Here is a 17,858-nt window from a genome sequence, read left to right on the forward strand (position 1 = left end):
GTGTCTCCCCCGGTGATCGCCGTCGGCTCCCTGCGCCGACGGGCCGTGTCACCCTACCGAGGGGCACCGACGGCCGCCTGGCCGCGGGGCGCACGGCGCGGGGGCGGTTCTGCGTCGGCCGCGCCGACTCGTCAGCGGACGGGTACCGTCGACCCTCCACCACCGACGATACGGAGTCACCCATGGCCTCGCTGCTCCGCAGGCTCGCGCCCCTGCTCATCCCGATCATCATCCGCCAGTTCCAGAAGCGCAGCGGCGGGGGCTCCGCTCCCCGCGGCGGCTCCTCGCGCCGCCGCTAGGCCGCGCGGCGGGCACGGTCACGTGCCGCGCCCGGCTCCGCAGCACCCCTCCGACACCGCCGAGTGAACGGAACACCGCCCACTGACGCGGTGTTCCGTTCACTCGGTGGTGTTCGCGCGTGTGGCGGTGTTCGCACGTGCGGCGCTCGTCCCCTCGCCGACGAACCACGTTCCGTTCAAAGAACCACGCTGCATCGTGGTTCTTTGAACGGAACGTGGTTCTCTGCGCGCGCGGGGGTGCACCCGGGCGCGGCGGTGCACCCGGGCGCGGGCCCGAGCGCGCGGCCGGACCCGGGCCCGGCGCGGGCCTGGCCGCGCCGGTGCTCAGCGGCGCGCGCGGGCGACCAGCACGCGGTCCGTCACCACGACCGCGACGAGCACCACGGCCGCGACCACCACGTAGAGCAGCGGCAGCGTGTCGAGCCCCGACCCGTCGAGGACGAGGGCCCCGATCAGGGCCCCGCCGCCGATGCCGGTGTTGAACGCGGTCGTGTAGAACGCGCTCGCGATGTCGCGGTGCCGCTCCGGGCTGACCTGCAGCATCTTGGTCTGGAACAGCGGCGGCAGCGCCCCGAAGGTCACGCCCCAGACGACGAAGGCCACGAGGGAGGGGCCCGGCCGCCCCTCGAACAGCACCAGTGCCAGCACGGAGACCACCACGACGCCCACCCCGACGGGGATGCTGACGCGCGGGCGCTTGCCGAGGAACCACCCCACCATCAGCAGGCCGACGCCGCCGGCGATGCCGAAGGCGAAGAGCGCGACGCTGAGGCTCGACTCCGCGATGCCGGTCGAGCGCAGCAGGTACGGCGCGATGTAGGTGAAGAACGAGTAGTGGCCGATCATGAAGACGGCCGTGATGACGCAGCTGAAGACGATGCCGAGCACCGACGGCGGCGGCAGGTGCCGCGACGCGACCGGCGTCGAGCCGGTCAGCGTCGGGACGCTCCCCGTCGCGGTCGCGGTGGCCGCAGGAGGCGCGTCGTGCGTCGACGGGACCGGCGGCAGCAGTCGCCACACGAGCACGGCGCCGAGCGCCATCGCCCCGGCGAGGATGCCGAACGCCGCGCGCCAGCCGAGCGCCTGGCCGAGGGCGGTGCCGAGCGGCACGCCGAGCACGAAGGCGAGGGTGCCGCCGCTCATCGCGACGGCGAGCGCGCGTCCGACCTGCTCACGGGGCACGAGGTGCGCCGCGTAGGCGCCCCCGATGGCCCAGAACATGCCGTGCGCGAGCCCGCCGAGCACCCGCGACGCGACGACGAGCTCGTAGGTCGGCGCGATCGCCGTGAGGGCCGCGCTGACGGCGAGCACGGTGATGAGGCCGACGACGACGAGGTGGCGGGGCAGCCTGCGGGTCAGGTGCGTCAGGCCGGTGCTCGTGAGCACGACGGTGAAGGCGAAGACGCTGACGAGCAGGCCGATGCTCGACTCGCTGACGCCGAGCTCGCCGCTCATCTCGGGCAGCAGGCCGGTCGGCAGCATCTCGCCCGAGATGCTGAGGAACGTCGCGACGGCGAGCGCGAGCAGGCCGGCGAGGGGGAACCTCGCCGGCGTCGAGGCGCGCCCCGCCGAGGAGGCGGTGGTCGGGGACGAGGAGGCGGTGGCGGAGGTCGTCGAGGGACGACCCTGGGGAGCAGGTGTCATGAGGGGTCTCGGTCAGTCGGCGGGCGCCGTTCCCTCGACCCGCGGTGCCGCGGCGCCGGCAGCTCTGCTGCAGCGCCGGGAGGGCGGGGAGGATGGTGATCCCGACTGCGCGCTGTCGTGCACGCCCGGGGCCGCACGTGCCGCGCGACCGTCGTCGATCCTACCGGCCGCCCTCCGGGGGCGCCAGAGGAGGTGCGCCCGCAGCGGGTGCGCCCGCAGCAGGTGCGCCCGCAGCAGGTGCGCCCGCAGCGGGTGCGCCTCCGGCGGCTGCGCCGGGCGCCCGGTCGAAGCGCACCCCGGCGGGCTTCGACCGCTGCGCCAGCAGCACGAGCACGATGAACGAGACGACCGGCACGACCACGGCGACGAGCGCCCACCAGCCCGAGATGTCGGCGTCGTGCAGCCGCCGCACCGCGAGCGCCACCATCGGGGCGAGCGTGACGAGCGACCACACGGTCCAGACGACGACGGAGGCGCCGCCCACCGGCTGGCCGGAGGTGTCGTTCCACGAGAACACGGGCTGGGTGCCGAGCGGCCCCGGCCCGAACGGCCCCGTCGGCAGGCGCAGGCCCTGCGTCTGCCCCGTCAGCAGCGGCACCGCGAGCAGCAGCACGGCCGCGATGGCCATCTGCAGCAGCCACGTCCACCAGAACTCCGAGCGGCTGGCCCGCCCCGCGGTGGTGAGGTGGGCGACGGCCCGGGCCCAGGCGATCCAGGGCCGCGAGACGGGCACGGGCCCGGCGACGGCGAGCGAGCGGGGCAGTGGGATGAGCGCGCCTCCTCGGGGCGGACGGCGCAGCCGTCGGGGTCTCGCGACGACCCGGTCGACGCCGTCGCCCCTCGACGCTAGCGAGGGCGGACCGCTCTGTCGAGGGCGCATCCCCGGCCCGCGGGCGCCGCGCAAGCGCGCCCCGTCGCGTCGTCCCAGGACGCTGCCCGGCACGGAGGCGCACCATGGAGGGGTGAGCACGCCCGACGACAAGACCTGCCGCTCGTGCGGCCGCCGCATCGAGTGGCGCAAGAAGTGGGCGGCGAACTGGGACGAGGTCGCGTACTGCAGCGACGCGTGCCGTCGCCGCAAGGTGACCGCCCTCGACCGTCAGCTCGAGGAGCGCATCCGCGAGCTGCTCGCCGCGCGCGCCGCGACCTCGACCATCTGCCCCTCCGACGTCGCCCGCTCGATCGCCCCCGACGACGAGGCGGCCTGGCGGGACCTCATGGAGCCGGTCCGCCGTGCCGCACGTCGGCTCGTCGCGGCCGGCGAGGTCGACATCACGCAGGGCGGCTCCGTCGTCGACCCGTCGACGGCGAAGGGCCCGATCCGCATCCGGAAGAGGCGCGCAGGAGGCGGCCGGTGAGCGACCGGGACCGCGACCGTCGGTTCCCCCGTCGCGTCTACGGCACGGGGCAGGAGCCCGACGTCCGGTTCAGCCTCGCCAACGAGCGCACGTTCCTCGCCTGGGTGCGCACCGCCCTCGCCCTGGTCGCCGGCGGCGTCGCCCTCGAGGCGCTCGGCCTCGGCCTGCAGCCCGGGCTGCGGCTCGCCGCCTCCCTCGTGCTGATCGTGGCGGGCATCGCCGTTCCCGTGCAGGCCTGGGTCGGCTGGACCCGCACCGAGCGCGCCCTCCGCGCCGACCGGCCCCTGCCGTCGGCGCCCCTCACGCTGCCGCTCGTGGCCGCGGTCGCCGTCGCCGGGCTGCTCGTGCTGCTCGGGGTCGTGCTGGCGTGACCTCGGACGCCTCTCCGCTCGACCGCCCCTGGGACGCGGGCCTGCAGCCCGAGCGCACCGCCCTCGCCTGGCGCCGCACCGGGCTGGCGCTCACCGTGGGGTCGCTGATCGGGCTGCGCGTCCTGCCGGCCCTGCTCGGCCCGTCGGCCCTGGTGCTCGCCGGCGTCGGGGTCGTCGCCTCGCTGGCGGTGCTGGCGGCGGCGCACCGGCGGTACCGGCGGGTGCACCGCCTCCTCGTCTCGGCCCGGGACGCCGCGACCGACGACGCGGGCGGTGCGACCGGCTCGTCCGGCTCGTCCGACAGGGTGCCCACGACCGGGGGCGCGCTGCCCGCGGCGGTGGCGGCCCTCGCTCTGGCCGCCGGCGTCGCGGCGCTCGGCGTCGTGCTGGGCGTCGCGGCCGGCTGACCCGCGGCGGAGGGGTCGTCAGCGACGCACGTCGTGCAGGTGGTGCACCGGGTCGTGCACGAAGTAGCGGGCGAGCGTCTCGACCGTGAAGGCGGCGCCGTCGCTGCGGAGGCCGGTGCGGTGCACCTGGTCGGCGGGCACCTCCTCGAAGCGCCGGGCGACGACCTCGGCGGCGGCGAGCAGGTCGTCGGAGACGGCGGCCGGGTCCTGGCCGGCGTAGTCGTCGGCGACGGCCGTGGCGTCCTGGTCCCAGTTCGCGAAGGCGGGGGCGTCCTGCTCGAGCATCAGCACGAGGCGCCCGTCGAAGACGCGGAACACGTCGCGCACGTGGGCCGCGTACTCGAGCGGCGACCACGTCGCGTCGTCGGGCCGCTCGCGGACGTCGGCGCGGCGCAGCTCGGCCGGCCAGGCCGCGGCGTTCGCGCGGACGAGGCCCGGCACGTCGCCGAGGCCCACCGCGGCGGAGTCGTACCCGCACTCGGGGCAGCGCTCGTCGAGCACCCAGGTCCAGTTCTTCGTGTCGGGGACGATCGGCATGCCCCGACCGTAGCCAGGAGCCGAGGAGGCACGCGAGACGGATCCTGCCGACCTGCGTCGAGCGACCGCCACGGTCCGCGGCGCGGGGCGGCGGGCGGCGGCGGGCGGCTCGACGGGCTCCGGGCCCTGTCCTAGGATCGCCCGGAGGGGGGAACATGAACGACGATCACGACCGGACGACGCCGGGGCCCGACGACCAAGGCCATGCCGACCAGGGCGGTGCCGCGTCCGACCGGACGCCGACGAGCGCAGGGGCCACGGACGCCGCGGCCGGCGCCGGCCCGCGACTGGTGCCCTGGACGCACCGCCCCACGACCGGGGAGGGCGCGACCGGGCCGGCCGCCGCCTCCTCGGGGACGGCCGCGACCGGCGCCGACACGGGCGCCCACACCGGCGCCGTGCCGACGGACGACGTCGACGACGACGAGCCCGGGCGACGCGGCATGCGTCCTGCCGCCGTGGTCGCGGTGGTCGGCGGGGCCGCGGTCGTCGCGGTCGTGCTCGGCACCGTCCTCGCCTTCAGCGGCGGGGGCCCGCTCGCCGCGGGCGCCCCCGCGGCGACGTCGGAGCCCGCCACGACGACCTCGACGAGCGCGCGCGCGGCCAGCACGGCGAGCGCCACGCCCAGCACGACCCCGAGCCCCACGCCGTCCGAGGCCCCGTCGCAGCGCCCCGCGACCCCGCCCCCGGCGGAGGCGGCCGAGGAGGCGCCGTACGTCACGCCGATCGCGGCCGGCACGGTCGTGGCCGAGGACGACGTCCGTTCCCCGAAGGGCAGCATCTCGTTCCACTACCGCGTGGTGGCGACGGGGAACGGCGACTTCACGACGGACGTGTCGGGCTTCACCTCGACGCTGCCCGTCTCGGTGCAGGCGTCGTTCTTCGAGATCGCCCCGGCGGTGGGCGACGGGCTCACGTCGTCGGGCGGCGGCCCGATGCTGCTCGGCGGCCCGACGAGCTCGCCGGTCTCGGTGTCGACCCCGCTGCCGATCGGGCAGCCCTCGTACCTGCGCAGCCTCGTCGTCTCGACGGCCGAGGCCCCGGTCGACGCCCCGGTCGAGATCGGCACCGGCAAGGTGCTCGCCGTGGCCGACGTGCCGTGGGCGGTGCCGGCGCGGGCGACGAACATCGCCCCGGTCGACAGCGGCGCGACCTCGTTCGCGGGCGGCGAGGTGACCGCGACCACCGCCTCCGGCGCGCCGAAGCGCTACCAGGTCGCGAGCGGCGACCTGACCGACGTCGTCGCGCAGCGCTTCGGCATCTCGGTCTCGGCCCTCATCTACCTCAACCAGGGCCTCGAGGTGCTCGACGCCGAGCAGCACCTGCTCGAGGGCACGACGCTGCTGCTCGACCCGGACAGCCTGTAGGGGGAGCGGCGCGCGTCAGCCCTTGACGGCGCCGCCCCCGAGCCCGGCCGCCAGGTACTTGCGGGCGAAGACGGCGATGAGCACGATCGGGACGACGAGCGCGATGCTCGCCGCGGCCAGGGTCTGGTAGGTCGAGACGTCGTCCGCGCCCTTCTGCGCGGCGATGAAGACCGGGATCGTGACGGCCCGGTTCTGGGTGAGCGTCAGCGCGACCAGGTACTCCTGGAACGCCACGAGCAGCGTGAAGACGCCGGCCGTGACGAGCCCGGGGCCCATGAGCGGCACGATGACGCGGCGGAACGCCCCGAAGCGGCTGCAGCCGTCGATCATGGCGGCCTCGTCGAGCTCGGTGGGCACGTCGCGGAAGAACCCGACGAGCAGCAGCAGCGTGAACGGCATGTTGACGGCCACGAGCGCCGCGACGAGCGCGATGTTCGTGTCGTAGATGCCGAGGGCCTGCGACATCTCGTAGAAGGGCAGCACGACCGCGAAGCGCGGGATCGTGCGCAGCACGACCGCGAGCACCAGCAGGATCGGGCCGACGACGCCCGCGTAGCGCGCGAACGCGTAGGCGGCCGGCGCGCCCACGGCGAGCGCCACGACGACGGTGAGCACGGCCACGACGAAGGTGTTGACGAGGACGGCGGCGAAGCGCGTGCCGCGCCAGAGGTCGACGAACGCGTCGAGGCGCGGCTCGAACACCCAGGTCGGCGGGTTCGTGAAGGCGTCCTGGAACGGCTTGATCGCGGTCAGCAGGGCCCAGAGGAACGGGCTCAGCGAGACGAGGACGACCACGATCAGCGCGGCGGCGGCGAGGGCCCCGCCGATCCGCTCGCGACGGCGGCGCTCGAGCGCGGCGGGCCGCAGGTCGGCGCCCGGTCGGCGGGCGGGGATACGGGTGGCGGTGCTCATGCGGCTCGGGCGCCCTTCCAGGTCTGACGGAGGAACGGGATGAGCAGCAGCAGCGTGATGACGATGGTCACGACGTTGACCGCGCTGGCGACGCCGAGGCGGTACGACTCGGCGAGGGCCACCTGGTAGACGAACGCCATGAGCGACTCGGTGCCCACGGTGCTCGCCGCGGGCGTGATGATGCGGATCGAGTCGAAGACCTTGAGGCTGTCCATGATGCTGATGAGCGTCACGAACGAGATCAGCGGCGCGAGCAGCGGCAGGATCATGTAGCGCTGGCGCTGCCACCAGTTCGCCCCGTCGAGCTGGGCGGCCTCGAGGGGCTCCTCGGGCAGCGTCTGCAGGCCCGCGAGCAGCACGAGGATGACGAACGGCGTCTCGTGCCAGAGGGCGTGCAGGCCGATCAGCGTGCGGGCCGGGCCGGTCTCGGTCAGCCAGTCGACGTGGACGCCGACCACGGCGAGCAGCTGGTTGACGACGCCGCCGAAGACGTCGTTGAAGAGCCACGAGAAGTTGAGGGCGCCGATGACCGTGGGCACGACGTAGCTCGCCATGAGCAGGCCGAGGATCACCATGCGCCCCCGTCGCACGCGCGCGAGCAGCAGGGCGATGGCGTAGCCCAGCACGAGCTTCGCGGCGGTGACGACGAGCGTGTAGCCGACCGTGAACGCGGCGACCCTGCCGAACCGTTCGTCGGAGAAGATCTCGACGTAGTTGTCGAGGCCGTTGAAGACACCGGGCTGGCCGACGGGGACGTTCTGGAAGCTCCAGACGACGGTGGTGACCAGCGGCACGATGAGCAGTCCGCCCATCAGCACGACCGCCGGAGCGGTGAACGCTGCGAATTCCTTGGCTTTCATGAGGTCCTGACGCGGACGGGGCACGGGCGCCGCAGGGCGCGTGCCGAGGAGGACGAGGGAGAGCCGGAGGTGCGGTGCAGGTCGGACCTGCACCGCACCTCCGGCCGTCGATCAGGGCGCGAAGCCGGCCGACGCGACCGCCGAGACGGCGGCCGCCTGCAGCTGCGCGGCACCGTCGGCCGAGCTGATCTCGCCGTTGACGACGCGGGCCAGGACCGGGGCCATGGCGGCGTAGACGTCGGACATGTAGGGCACCTGCGGCAGCCCGTTGGGGTTCGCGCCCTCGAGCACGTCGCGCGCGGCCTTCTCGAAGGGCAGGTCGGCGGCCTGGGCCTGCGTGGTGCGGGCCGGGATGGTCGCGGCGGCGGCCTCCTCGGCAGCATCCGCGCCCGTGGCCACGCCCAGCAGGTCGAACAGCAGGTCGTCGTCGACCGTCGAGTTGGCGGCGAGCGACAGGCCGTCGACCGACAGGCTGGTGGCGGGCGTGCCGCCCTCCTTCACCGACGGGGGCACGGCGAAGGCGAAGTTGTCGAACTGGTCCGTCTGGCCCTCGTCGAGCAGCGCCGAGACGCGGCCCGCGAAGAGCATCGACATGGCCGCCTGGCCGGTCTGCAGCTGCGTGATGACCTCGGGCGACGACCACGACGTCGACTGCGTGCTCATCTGCTGGTAGGTGGCGCGCATCGCGTCGAGCGCGGCGATCGACTCGGGGGTGTCGAGCGAGGGGACGGCCGTGTCGCCCTCGAACCACGAGCCGCCGAGCGAGCCGAGGTACTGGTTGTACGAGGTGGTGGTGTCGCCCGCGGCGTTGAACGGCAGGGCGAGGGGGTTCTCCATGTCGGTCTCGGCACGGATGGTGTCGGCCGCGGCGTACATCTCGTCGAACGTGGTCGGCACCTTGAGGCCGAGGTCGTCGAAGACGTCCTGGCGGTAGACGAAGATGACGGTGCCCCAGAACGTCGGCAGGGCGTACTGCTGGCCGTCGTACTGCAGGGCGGCGAGCAGCTCGGGGTCGATGTCGTCGATCGCCAGGTCGTCGCCCTTCGCGTCGATCTGGTCGTCGAGGGGCTGGATCCAGTCGCGCTCGGCGTAGAGCGGCAGCACGAGGCCGTAGACCTCGACCATGTCGTAGCTGGCCTGGTCGCCCGACAGGGACTGGACGGCCCGCTGGCTCTGGCCCGAGAAGTCGGTCGTCGGGGCGTTCACGGTGAGGTTCCCGCCCGTGCAGCCGGTCGCGATGGCGTCTGAGAAGGGGTTCGTCGACGGGCTGTTGTACGACAGCACGTTGACCGTCGTGGCGCTGTCGGGCTGCGGGACGTCGCAGGCGACGCCCGCTCCGCCGACGTCGGCTCCGGCGCCGCACGCGGTCAGGAGGGCCGTCGTCGACAGCGCCAGGGCGCCGAGCAGGAGGCGGCGGGTACGCGCAGGGGTGCGCAGGGGAAGTGTCATGGAGTGTCCTCGGAAACAGATGGAGCCCTGTTCGGGGCATGGATTCCCTGCACCACTGACCGACCTGCCGGAGCTGTCACTCATGGGAGTCGTGACCAGGGCAAGCGCTCGACGGAACAAGAGGGTGTGCCTCACGCGGGGCGGCGGGAGGGCACTGCGGCTGGGGCTCGCGGCGGACGTGACGTCCACCGCCATCCTGGCCCACCCGACGCGGCTTGTCCGGGCCGACCCGAGGGCCCGTCGTCGCGGCCCGGCCTCCCGCCTCAGGCGTCGCCGTCGGGGCCCGTGACGCGCAGCGCCTTGATGGTGCCCGGCTGCAGGAGGTGCTCGCGGCCCATCAGGTAGCCGCCGGCGATGCCGACGTCGGCGCCGAGCCGGCTGTAGTCGATCACCAGGTCCTTCGTGGCCAGGGGGCGCGCCCGCGAGTAGACCGAGCTCCGGACCCCGGCGAGGAGCTCGTGGCCGACGTTCGCCAAGGCGGACGTGATCATCACGCGCCGGGGGTTGATGACGTTGCACAGCGAGGCGACGACCTCGCCGATCGCCTCGGCGCTCTCGTCGATGGCCTGCGTCACCGCGGGGTCGCCCTCGAGCAGCAGGCGCAGGAGGAGGTCGGAGCCGCGGAGCGTCGGGTCGCTGCAGGTGACCCCCGCAGCCTCGATCTTGGCGAGCATGGCGGGGACGGACGCGACGGCCTCGACGCAGCCGCGCGACCCGCAGGAGCAGAGGGCGTCGCCGCCTCGGGAGTAGGGGATGTGGCCCACGTCGCCCGCGGCCCCGTTCGCGCCGCGGATGATGTGGCCCGAGCTGTCGACGATGCCGGCGCCGACTCCGGTGCCGATCTGGACCGAGATCAGCGGCAGGTGCTCCGGGCCGAGGAACCCGGCCTCGCCCAGGGCACGCACGCTGCAGTCGTTCTCGAGGAGCGCCGGGCAGCCGAGCCTCTCCTCGACGGCCGCCCCCACCGGGTAGCCGTCCCACGTGGGCATGATCGTCGGCCGCAGGGGCGTCCGCGTCTCGGTGTCGATGCGGGCGGGGAGCGCCATCGCCGCGACCCAGTTGGCCGGGGGCACGGCGTGCCCGGCCGTCAGGGCGGCCTCGCCGGTGAGCTCGTGCAGCAGGTCGGTCAGCGCGCCCAGGTACGAGTCGGGATCCTGGGCGACGGGGAGGTCGACCTGCCGGCGGGCGAGGACCTCGCCCGCGAGGTCGACCACGGCCGCTGTCGTCTTGAGCGCGCCCATCTCGACGGCGAGGACCCAGCCGGCCCGGCCGTTCAGGGCCACGGCCTCCGCCGGGCGACCGCGTGCGATGCGCTTCTCTCCCTCGACGTGGACGAGCACGCTGCGGTTCAGCAGCCAGTCGACGTGCGCGCTGACGGTCGACCGTGGCAGCCCCATGTGGCGCACCAGGTCGGCCTTGCTGGCCGTCCCGAGGTCGGCGACGGCCTCGGCGACGGCGCTGAGGACGTCCTCCGTGAGCACCGCGATGTTCCTGCGCGTCCCCGGGGCGACGAGCCGGGGAAGCGACTGCCCGGTGCGGACGTGCTCGTTCATTTGTGTCTCGATCCGTTGATAATCCGTCGTTGAACGGCGCAAAGCTCTTTCCTACTGTGACACACGGGCCGTCCAGCGTCGCCGCCCGGCAGCGCGACGGACCCTCCTGGCCCACGAACACGGAAGGCAGGCCGCCATGCGACCAGTCACCTACTCGGCGTCGATCATGACGGGCGACCTGGTCAACCTCCAGGCGACCGTCGAGGAGCTCGAGAGCATCGGCATCGACGCCCTGCACGTCGACGTCATCGACGGCAGCTTCAGCCCCAGCATGCCCATGGGGCTCGACACGGCAGCCCGGCTCCGCCAGGTCACGTCGTTGCCGATGGACGCCCACGTGATGTCCACCAACAACGAGTACTTCGTCAGCGCCGTGCTCGACATGGGCTTCGAGAGCGTCACGTTCCACCACGAGCCCACCCTCCACGTCGACCGGCTGGTCACCCTCGTGCACCGCGCCGGGGCACGAGCCGGCATCGCCCTCAACCCGGCGACGTCGCTCTCGGTGCTCGAGTACGTGCTGCCCCAGGTCGACATGGTCTGCGCGATGCTGATCAACCCCGGCTACGCCACCTCGAGCAGCGAGACCCAGGTGCCCTACGCCGCCGAGAAGGTGCGTCGCCTGCGCGCCCTCATCGACGCCGAGGCGCCCGGGGTCGACCTGCAGGTCGACGGCCGGGTCTCGCTCGACACCATCCCCGCCCTCGTGCGCGCCGGCGCCTCGAACCTCGTCCTCGGCAGCACGGGCCTCTTCATCCCGGGGGCGACCCTGGCCGAGAACAAGCGGCGCCTGGACGAGGTCGTCGCCTCGGCCTCCGGACCGCTCGCCCCGGACGACGCGCCGCAGACCGTCGGGGCGGTGACCCGGTGAAGTTCTCCGAGGCGCAGTCCCTCGTGGTCTCCGAGGTCGCCGCCACGCTCGACGCGGTGTCGGACGACGAGGTCGCCGCGCTCAGCCGCAGCATCGCCGACGCCGACCGGGTGTTCTTCGTCGGCGTCGGACGCGTCCTGCTCGCGCTCGAGTCCGTCGCGAAGCGGCTGGGTCACCTCGGCGTCGACACCGTCGTGGTGGGCCAGGTCACGGAGCCGGCCATCACGCCCACGGACCTGCTCGTCGTGGGCTCGGGCAGCGGTGAGAGCGCCGTCCCCCTGGCCATCGCCGCCAAGGCCGCGTCCATCGGCGCCCGGGTCGCCCACATCGGCGCGAACCCGGTGAGCTCGATGGCCGCGCACACCGGCGTCTTCGTGCGCATCCCCGTGCAGACGAAGTTCTCGACCGGGGCCGAGGTCAGCTCTGTCCAGCCGATGACGAGCCTGTTCGAGCAGTGCCTGCTGCTGCTCGGCGACTCGCTCGCCCTCGCCCTGATCGACACCGAGGGCATCGACCTCGCGAGCCTGTGGCAGCACCACGCGAACCTCGAGTGACGGCCCGTCCCTCGTCCTCCGTCCCGATCTCCCCCACCGACACACTGCACCGAAGGAACGCACCATGAAGAACTGGATCGACCTCGACCGCAAGGTCGTCATCGTCACGGGCGGAGCGTCGGGAGTCGGCGCCAGCATCTCGGCCACCCTCCGCGCCAACGGCGCGATCGTCGTCGTCGCCGACCTCCGCACGAACGACGACGTCCCCACCTGGTCCGACCGCTTCGTCACCTGCGACACGACCGACAAGGCCAGCGTGGAGGCCCTGGTCGCCGACGTCGTCGAGACCTACGGACGCGTCGACGCCCTGGTCAACAACGCCGGCGTCAACCGTCCGCGCCTGCTCGTCGACTTCTACGGCGAGAAGCCCGAGTACGAGGCCAGCGAGGCCGACTTCGACTTCATCACCGGCGTCAACCAGAAGGGCCCGTTCCTCTGCGCCCAGGCCGTCACGCGCCGCTTCGTCGACCAGCAGTCGGGCGTCATCGTCAACATCTCGTCGGAGGCCGGAGCCGAGGGCTCCGTGGGCCAGAGCATCTACGCTGCCACGAAGTCCGCGCTGAACGGCTTCACCCGCTCGTGGGCGAAGGAGCTCGGGCAGCACGGCATCCGGGTGGTCGGCGTCGCGCCCGGCATCAACAAGCGCACGGCCATGAACAGCGACGCGAACTACGCGGCGCTCGCGTACACGCGCGGGCTCGACCCCGACCTGATCGACGACGACTACGCCTCGTCCATCCCGTTGCGCCGCGTCGGCGAGCTCGGCGAGATCGCCGACCTCGTGTCCTACCTCGTCTCCGACCACGCCAGCTACATCACCGGCACGACCCTGAACGTCACCGGCGGCAAGTCCCGCTGACCCGCGGCCCGTCGCCGTCGACGGGCCGTGCACCACCCCGATCGACCACCGCCTCGAAAGGCAGCACATGGACATCGCAACGACGCACGTTCATCCCCGACACGACCGCCGCATCCTGCAGCGCGTCCAGCGGTTCGGCAACTTCCTCAGCGGCATGGTTATGCCCAACCTCGGCGTCTTCGTCGCCTGGGGCCTGCTGACCGCCCTGTTCATCCCGACGGGCTACTTCCCGAACGCCGACCTCGCGAACCTCGTGTCGCCGATCATCACGTACGCCCTGCCCCTGCTGATCGGCTACACCGGCGGGCACATCGTCCACGGCGCCCGGGGCGGCGCGATCGGAGCGCTCGCGACGATGGGCGTCATCGTCGGGTCCGACGTGACGATGCTGGCCGGCGCGATGGTGATGGGGCCGTTCGCCGCCTTCCTGCTCAAGCACGTCGACCGGTTCTTCGCCAGCCGCGTCAAGGCCGGCTTCGAGATGCTCGTGAGCAACTTCTCGATGGGCATCCTCGGGCTGCTCATCGTCATCGCCGGCTACCTCGCCATCGGGCCCGCCTTCGCGGTGGTGCTGGCCGTGCTGTCGGCGGGCGTCAACTGGATCCTCGCGAACGACCTGCTGCCGCTGCTCGCCGTCCCGGTGGCCCCGGGGCAGGTGCTGTTCCTCAACAACGCCATCAACCACGGCATCATGGCCCCCCTCGGCATCCAGCAGGTGGCGGAGCAGGGCCGGTCGATCCTGTTCCTGGTCGACGCGAACCCCGGGCCGTCCGTGGGCACCCTGCTCGCCATCACGGTCTTCGGCCGAGGACTCGCCAAGCGGACCGCCCCCATGGCGGCGCTCATCGCCGGCGTCGGCGGCATCGGCGAGGTGTACTTCCCGTTCGTGCTGATGAACCCCAAGCTCGTGCTCGCGACCATGGGCGGCATCGCCACCTCGCTGTCGATGTTCGTCCTCTTCGACGGCGGCACGGTGGCCACGCCGTCGCCGGGCAGCATCTTCGCCATGCTCGCCCTCACCCCGAAGGGCGCGCTCGCCGGCAACCTCATCGGCTTCTTCGCCGGGATGGCGGTCGCGTTCGTCCTGGCGGCCCTGCTGCTCAAGACGGGCAAGCGTCGCGGCGACGACGACGAGATCGCCGAGGGCGACGCGGTCGAGCGCGAGCGGATCAACGCGGGCCTGGCGGCGGCCGGCACCGCCGGTCAGCCGATCCGCTCCGTCGTCGTGGCCTGCGACGCCGGCATGGGGTCGAGCGCGATGGGCGCGTCCATCCTCGCGACCAAGGTCCGCAAGGCGATGCTCGACGTCACCGTGACGAACTCGAAGATCGAGGAGATCCCGAAGGGGGTCGACCTGATCGTCACCCACACGAACCTCATGGACCGGACGAAGCGGCAGCACGACGACGGCTCCGTGCGCTTCATGGCGATCACGAACTTCGTCGAGGCCTCCCAGTTCGACGCCATCGTCGACGTGCTGCGGACCGCGGACGGCGCGGCGGCCAACTCGGTAACCAGCTCGGCGGCGGCGCCCGCGTCCGAGGCCCCCGTCGTGGTCGACCCCGACCTGCTCACCCGGGAGAACGTCGAGCTGGGGCGGTCCTTCACCGACAAGGACGCCGCCATCACGGCCGCCGGCGAGATCCTCGTCCGCCAGGGCTACGCCACGCCGGCGTACCTCGACGCCATGCACCGCCGGGAGGCGCTCGTCACGGTCTACGTCGGCAACCACGTCGCCATCCCCCACGGGGACGACGGCTCGGCGGGCGACATCCTGAGGTCGGGCATCTCGGTCGTGCAGGTGCCGGACGGGGTCGCCTTCGGCGACGAGATCGCGTACGTCCTCATCGGCATCGCCGGCAAGGACGGCTCGCACCTCGAGATCATCAGCCGGATCGCACAGGTCTGCTCCGACGAGGAGCAGGTCCAGCGGATGCGCCGCGCGACCAGCGCCGACGAGATCGTCGAGATCCTGACGACGGCCGACGTGGACGCCTAGCCGGCGGGAGCCCGTGAGGCGCGGTGTGCGAGACCGGCACCGCGCCTCCTGCCGTCCCCCTCCGCGCACCCGCCGCAGTCCCTCAGCTCGTCGCGGGCAGCGCCCCGAGCACGAGCGCGGCCGTCCGGGCGACGAGGGCGTCGTCGTAGTCGGCGTCGGGGTCGTTCCGCGACGTGAAGACGCTGACCACGACCGGTGCGCGACCGGGCGGGGTGACCACCGCGACGTCGTTGCGGATGCCGCCCGCGCCTCCCGACTTGTCGGCGACGACCCAGCCGGACGGGGCACCGGCCCGGATCAGCGTGTCGCCCGTGGCGTTGCCGCTCATCCAGTCGAGCAGCAGCGCCCGGTCGTCGTCGGCGAGCCAGCGGCCGTCGAGCAGCGCGACGAGGTCGGCGGTGAAGGCCGTCGGCGTGCTCGTGTCGTCCGTGCTGCCGGGCTCGATCGTGTTGAGGTCGGGCTCGGTGCCCACCACCTCGGTCGTGCGGTCCTCGATCGCGGCCAGGCCGGCGTCGAGCCCGGCCGGCCCGCCGATGCGCGCGAGGACCAGGTTCAGCGCGGTGTTGTCGCTGCGGCGCACCGCCGCCTCGGCGAGCTGCACCAGCGGCAGCCCGTCGGCGACGTGCTCGCTCGTGACGGGCGAGTAGCCGGCGGCCTCGACGTCGGCGGCCGTCCACGTGACCACCTCGTCACGCTGGTCCGCGGGCACGTCGTGCAGGAACTGCGCCGCCGCGAGCGCCTTGAGCGACGACGCGTAGCCGAAGCGCTCGTCGGCGCGGTGCGACAGGGTCGCACCCGTGCCGGTGTCGACGACGCTGACCCCGACGCGGGCGTCGTACTCGGCCTCGAGGGCGGCGAGGTCCGCCGCGACGGCGTCGGAGACGTCGGTCGGGACGGGAGCGGGCTGAGCGGTCGCGGTCGCCGACGACGACGGGGTCGACGTGCCGTCCGGCGCCGCCGGGGCGCTGCACCCGGCCGTCGTGGCGGCCAGCACGGCGGCGGCCAGCACCGCGAGGGTCTTCTCGATGGTCATGTCGCTCCTCCTCGGACGCCCTCCGGGCCGCGGGCGCGGCAGGTCGGGCGACCCGGGCCAGCTTGTCGGAGACCCGGGGCGCCGCGCGCGACCGGACGCCCAGGAGGCGGCGAGTTCGTCCTCGAGGACGACGCCGCTCCTCCTCGGGTCGGGTCGAGCGGGTCGGGGCGGGTCGGGTCGTTCAGGTCGCGTCGGGTCGCGCGCCGGCGCCGTCGCGCAACGACGCCACCATCGACCGCAGGAGGCGGCGGGCCGTCGCCTGCTCCGCCTCGGCCAGGCCGCCCAGCATCCTGACCTCGACGCTCCGCACGGCCGCCGTCGCCTGCGCCAGGTGGCGACGGCCCTTCGGCGTGAGGCTCGCGGGCAGGGCCTTGCCGACGGGCGCCTCGGCGGGCCGGACGACGGAGCCGTCCCGCTCGAGCGACTGCAGCAGCACGTTCATGCTCTGCCGGGTGACGAAGGTGCCGCGCGCCAGCTCGGAGTTCGACGAGCCCGGCCGCTGCGCGAGCAGCTCGAGGCAGGCGTAGTGGGTGACGGTCATGCCGAGCGGACGCAGCACCTCCTCCATGGCCGCGCGCAGCGCGCTGGCCGCCTCCTTGAGGAGGTAGCCGAGCGAGGTGTCCAGGTCCACGCCGGTGCCCTCTTGACTCATGTCAGCATTCTGACATAGGTTGACTCGTGTCAGGAACCTGACACGAACAGAGGAGCACACCATGCCCGTCACCGGACCCGACTTCATCTCGCTGCAGACCCGCGACCTCGCCGCGTCGCAGGCGTTCTACGAGCGCTACCTCGGCCTCGTCCGCTCCCCCGCCGGGCCACCGCACGCCGTCGTCTTCACGACCACGCCGATCGCCTTCGCCCTCCGCGACACGCTGCCCGGCACCGACCTCGACTCGACGCCCCAGCCCGGTCTCGGCGTCGCGCTGTGGCTGCACGCGACCGACGTGCAGCAGATCCACGACGCGCTCGCCGCCGACGGGCACACCATCGTGGCCGAGCCCTTCGACGGTCCCTTCGGCCGCACGGTCACGATCGCCGACCCCGACGGCTACCACGTGACGCTGCACGACCGCGCCTGACCCGGGGTCGACGGCACCATGCCGGGGCGCTCCGCGGCCCCACGGCCCCGCGGCCCGCGGCCCCGCCGGCTCAGACCGGTTCGAGGCCCTCGTGCGGCCCGGCGGGCAGCTCGACGTGGACGGGGTCGCCCGCCGCCACGCGTCCGCCGACGAGCACGACGGCCATGACGCCCGCCTTGCGCACCACCTCGCCGTCGTCGTCGCGGCTGACCAGCTCGCGCATCAGGCCCTGCCCCAGCCCGTCGATCTGGCGGCACGGGTTGCGGAGCCCCGTCACCTCGACCACGGCGTCGGCCCCGAGCCGCAGCACGGCACCGCGCGGCAGCCCGAGCAGGTCGACCCCGCGGGTCGTCACGTTCTCGCCGAGCTCGCCGGGCTGCACCGCGAAGCCCGACCCGCCGACCTCGTCGAACAGCTCGGCGTGCACGAGGTGCACCTGGCGCAGGTTCGGCTGGGACGGGTCGCGGGCCACCCGCGAGCGGTGCTGCACGGTCGTGCCGGAGTGGGCGTCGCCCTCGACCCCGAGACCGGCGACGAGCACGACCTCGTCGACGGCGGGCTTCGAGAAGCGGTGCTCGGCGTCGCGGCTGACGGAGACGACGGAGGCGCGGGTCATGTCCCCATCATCCGTCGCGACGGGCGCCGGGTCGAGGGGGCGCCTCCTCGTGTCGTGGCCGACGTCGACGGCGCCTCACGCCGCCGG

At 73.5% G+C, this 17,858-nt stretch carries 19 protein-coding genes; 9 read left to right on the plus strand and 10 right to left on the minus strand.

Annotated elements, in window-relative coordinates; all coding sequences use genetic code 11:
• Window positions 1-623: 623 nt before the first annotated feature.
• Window positions 624-1,943, minus strand: a complete 1,320-nt coding sequence (locus tag FHR78_RS08375; RefSeq protein ID WP_166760067.1) for an MFS transporter — start codon at window positions 1,941-1,943, stop codon at window positions 624-626.
• Window positions 1,944-2,103: 160 nt separating this feature from the next.
• The gene (locus FHR78_RS08380; RefSeq protein ID WP_166760068.1) at window positions 2,104-2,676 is read right to left on the minus strand and encodes a DUF805 domain-containing protein; all 573 of its coding nucleotides are present in this window, start codon (window positions 2,674-2,676) and stop codon (window positions 2,104-2,106) included.
• A 229-nt stretch (window positions 2,677-2,905) separates the two neighbouring features.
• Here FHR78_RS08380 and FHR78_RS08385 point away from each other — a divergent pair, with 229 nt between their 5' ends.
• Genes FHR78_RS08385 through FHR78_RS08395 form a run of 3 tightly spaced genes read left to right on the plus strand, consistent with a single transcriptional unit; the run spans window position 2,906 to window position 4,079 of the window.
• A complete protein-coding gene (locus FHR78_RS08385; protein ID WP_347878119.1) occupies window positions 2,906-3,301 on the plus strand; it encodes a DUF2256 and DUF3253 domain-containing protein in 396 nt (131 codons plus the stop codon).
• Window positions 3,298-3,672, plus strand: a complete 375-nt coding sequence (locus FHR78_RS08390; RefSeq protein ID WP_166760070.1) for a DUF202 domain-containing protein — start codon at window positions 3,298-3,300, stop codon at window positions 3,670-3,672. The genes FHR78_RS08385 and FHR78_RS08390 overlap by 4 nt, the downstream gene beginning before the upstream one ends.
• The gene (locus tag FHR78_RS08395) at window positions 3,669-4,079 is read left to right on the plus strand and encodes a DUF202 domain-containing protein (protein WP_166760071.1); all 411 of its coding nucleotides are present in this window, start codon (window positions 3,669-3,671) and stop codon (window positions 4,077-4,079) included. Before FHR78_RS08390 ends, FHR78_RS08395 begins: the two co-directional genes overlap by 4 nt.
• 18 nt (window positions 4,080-4,097) lie before the next feature.
• Here the strand turns inward: FHR78_RS08395 and FHR78_RS08400 are convergent, their stop codons facing one another.
• Window positions 4,098-4,616: a DinB family protein gene (locus tag FHR78_RS08400; RefSeq protein ID WP_166760072.1), complete on the minus strand. Its 519-nt coding sequence runs from the start codon at window positions 4,614-4,616 to the stop codon at window positions 4,098-4,100.
• A 155-nt stretch (window positions 4,617-4,771) separates the two neighbouring features.
• On the opposite strand from FHR78_RS08400, the gene FHR78_RS08405 reads away from it, so the two are divergent.
• Complete coding sequence (locus tag FHR78_RS08405) at window positions 4,772-5,983, plus strand: hypothetical protein (protein ID WP_166760073.1); 1,212 nt, start codon at window positions 4,772-4,774, stop codon at window positions 5,981-5,983.
• Window positions 5,984-5,998: 15 nt separating this feature from the next.
• On the opposite strand, the gene FHR78_RS08410 is transcribed toward FHR78_RS08405, so the two are convergent.
• The 4 genes from FHR78_RS08410 to FHR78_RS08425 form a co-directional block, all read right to left on the minus strand.
• A complete protein-coding gene (locus FHR78_RS08410) occupies window positions 5,999-6,895 on the minus strand; it encodes a carbohydrate ABC transporter permease (protein WP_166760074.1) in 897 nt (298 codons plus the stop codon).
• Window positions 6,892-7,755, minus strand: coding sequence for a carbohydrate ABC transporter permease (locus FHR78_RS08415; protein ID WP_166760075.1), 864 nt, complete (start codon window positions 7,753-7,755; stop codon window positions 6,892-6,894). Before FHR78_RS08415 ends, FHR78_RS08410 begins: the two co-directional genes overlap by 4 nt.
• 111 nt (window positions 7,756-7,866) lie before the next feature.
• Window positions 7,867-9,204, minus strand: coding sequence for an ABC transporter substrate-binding protein (locus tag FHR78_RS08420; RefSeq protein ID WP_166760076.1), 1,338 nt, complete (start codon window positions 9,202-9,204; stop codon window positions 7,867-7,869).
• A gap of 263 nt (window positions 9,205-9,467) precedes the next feature.
• Complete coding sequence (locus FHR78_RS08425) at window positions 9,468-10,757, minus strand: ROK family protein (protein WP_166760077.1); 1,290 nt, start codon at window positions 10,755-10,757, stop codon at window positions 9,468-9,470.
• Between the two features lie 136 nt (window positions 10,758-10,893).
• Between FHR78_RS08425 and FHR78_RS08430 the strand changes: the two genes are divergently transcribed.
• The 4 genes from FHR78_RS08430 (at window position 10,894) to FHR78_RS08445 (ending at window position 15,040) form a co-directional block, all read left to right on the plus strand.
• The gene (locus FHR78_RS08430; RefSeq protein ID WP_166760078.1) at window positions 10,894-11,628 is read left to right on the plus strand and encodes a ribulose-phosphate 3-epimerase; all 735 of its coding nucleotides are present in this window, start codon (window positions 10,894-10,896) and stop codon (window positions 11,626-11,628) included.
• The gene (gene hxlB / locus FHR78_RS08435) at window positions 11,625-12,182 is read left to right on the plus strand and encodes a 6-phospho-3-hexuloisomerase (RefSeq protein WP_166760079.1); all 558 of its coding nucleotides are present in this window, start codon (window positions 11,625-11,627) and stop codon (window positions 12,180-12,182) included. Before FHR78_RS08430 ends, hxlB begins: the two co-directional genes overlap by 4 nt.
• A 64-nt stretch (window positions 12,183-12,246) precedes the next feature.
• Window positions 12,247-13,041: a sorbitol-6-phosphate dehydrogenase subunit gene (locus tag FHR78_RS08440; protein ID WP_166760080.1), complete on the plus strand. Its 795-nt coding sequence runs from the start codon at window positions 12,247-12,249 to the stop codon at window positions 13,039-13,041.
• Between the two features lie 67 nt (window positions 13,042-13,108).
• Window positions 13,109-15,040, plus strand: a complete 1,932-nt coding sequence (locus tag FHR78_RS08445) for a PTS mannitol transporter subunit IICBA (protein ID WP_166760081.1) — start codon at window positions 13,109-13,111, stop codon at window positions 15,038-15,040.
• A gap of 82 nt (window positions 15,041-15,122) precedes the next feature.
• On the opposite strand, the gene bla is transcribed toward FHR78_RS08445, so the two are convergent.
• Window positions 15,123-16,073, minus strand: a complete 951-nt coding sequence (gene bla / locus FHR78_RS08450; RefSeq protein WP_166760082.1) for a class A beta-lactamase — start codon at window positions 16,071-16,073, stop codon at window positions 15,123-15,125.
• A gap of 181 nt (window positions 16,074-16,254) precedes the next feature.
• A complete protein-coding gene (locus FHR78_RS08455) occupies window positions 16,255-16,725 on the minus strand; it encodes a MarR family winged helix-turn-helix transcriptional regulator (protein ID WP_166760083.1) in 471 nt (156 codons plus the stop codon).
• Window positions 16,726-16,786: 61 nt separating this feature from the next.
• Here FHR78_RS08455 and FHR78_RS08460 point away from each other — a divergent pair, with 61 nt between their 5' ends.
• Complete coding sequence (locus tag FHR78_RS08460; RefSeq protein ID WP_166760084.1) at window positions 16,787-17,155, plus strand: VOC family protein; 369 nt, start codon at window positions 16,787-16,789, stop codon at window positions 17,153-17,155.
• Window positions 17,156-17,225: 70 nt separating this feature from the next.
• Here the strand turns inward: FHR78_RS08460 and FHR78_RS08465 are convergent, their stop codons facing one another.
• Complete coding sequence (locus tag FHR78_RS08465; RefSeq protein WP_166760085.1) at window positions 17,226-17,771, minus strand: MOSC domain-containing protein; 546 nt, start codon at window positions 17,769-17,771, stop codon at window positions 17,226-17,228.
• Window positions 17,772-17,858: the final 87 nt, after the last annotated feature.

This window comes from Frigoribacterium faeni (assembly GCF_011761235.1).
Classification (GTDB): Bacteria; Actinomycetota; Actinomycetes; order Actinomycetales; family Microbacteriaceae; genus Frigoribacterium; species Frigoribacterium faeni_A.

Bases quoted from the DNA above. Each gene is read 5' to 3' on its own strand.
- FHR78_RS08465 (WP_166760085.1), bottom strand. From the start codon at position 17,771: ATGACCCGCGCCTCCGTCGTCTCCGTCAGCCGCGACGCCGAGCACCGC.
- FHR78_RS08405 (WP_166760073.1), top strand. From the start codon at position 4,772: ATGAACGACGATCACGACCGGACGACGCCGGGGCCCGACGACCAAGGC.
- FHR78_RS08400 (WP_166760072.1), bottom strand. From the start codon at position 4,616: ATGCCGATCGTCCCCGACACGAAGAACTGGACCTGGGTGCTCGACGAG.
- FHR78_RS08420 (WP_166760076.1), bottom strand. From the start codon at position 9,204: ATGACACTTCCCCTGCGCACCCCTGCGCGTACCCGCCGCCTCCTGCTC.
- FHR78_RS08425 (WP_166760077.1), bottom strand. From the start codon at position 10,757: ATGAACGAGCACGTCCGCACCGGGCAGTCGCTTCCCCGGCTCGTCGCC.
- bla (WP_166760082.1), bottom strand. From the start codon at position 16,073: ATGACCATCGAGAAGACCCTCGCGGTGCTGGCCGCCGCCGTGCTGGCC.
- FHR78_RS08430 (WP_166760078.1), top strand. From the start codon at position 10,894: ATGCGACCAGTCACCTACTCGGCGTCGATCATGACGGGCGACCTGGTC.
- FHR78_RS08455 (WP_166760083.1), bottom strand. From the start codon at position 16,725: ATGAGTCAAGAGGGCACCGGCGTGGACCTGGACACCTCGCTCGGCTAC.
- FHR78_RS08375 (WP_166760067.1), bottom strand. From the start codon at position 1,943: ATGACACCTGCTCCCCAGGGTCGTCCCTCGACGACCTCCGCCACCGCC.
- FHR78_RS08440 (WP_166760080.1), top strand. From the start codon at position 12,247: ATGAAGAACTGGATCGACCTCGACCGCAAGGTCGTCATCGTCACGGGC.
- FHR78_RS08460 (WP_166760084.1), top strand. From the start codon at position 16,787: ATGCCCGTCACCGGACCCGACTTCATCTCGCTGCAGACCCGCGACCTC.
- FHR78_RS08410 (WP_166760074.1), bottom strand. From the start codon at position 6,895: ATGAGCACCGCCACCCGTATCCCCGCCCGCCGACCGGGCGCCGACCTG.
- FHR78_RS08415 (WP_166760075.1), bottom strand. From the start codon at position 7,755: ATGAAAGCCAAGGAATTCGCAGCGTTCACCGCTCCGGCGGTCGTGCTG.
- FHR78_RS08445 (WP_166760081.1), top strand. From the start codon at position 13,109: ATGGACATCGCAACGACGCACGTTCATCCCCGACACGACCGCCGCATC.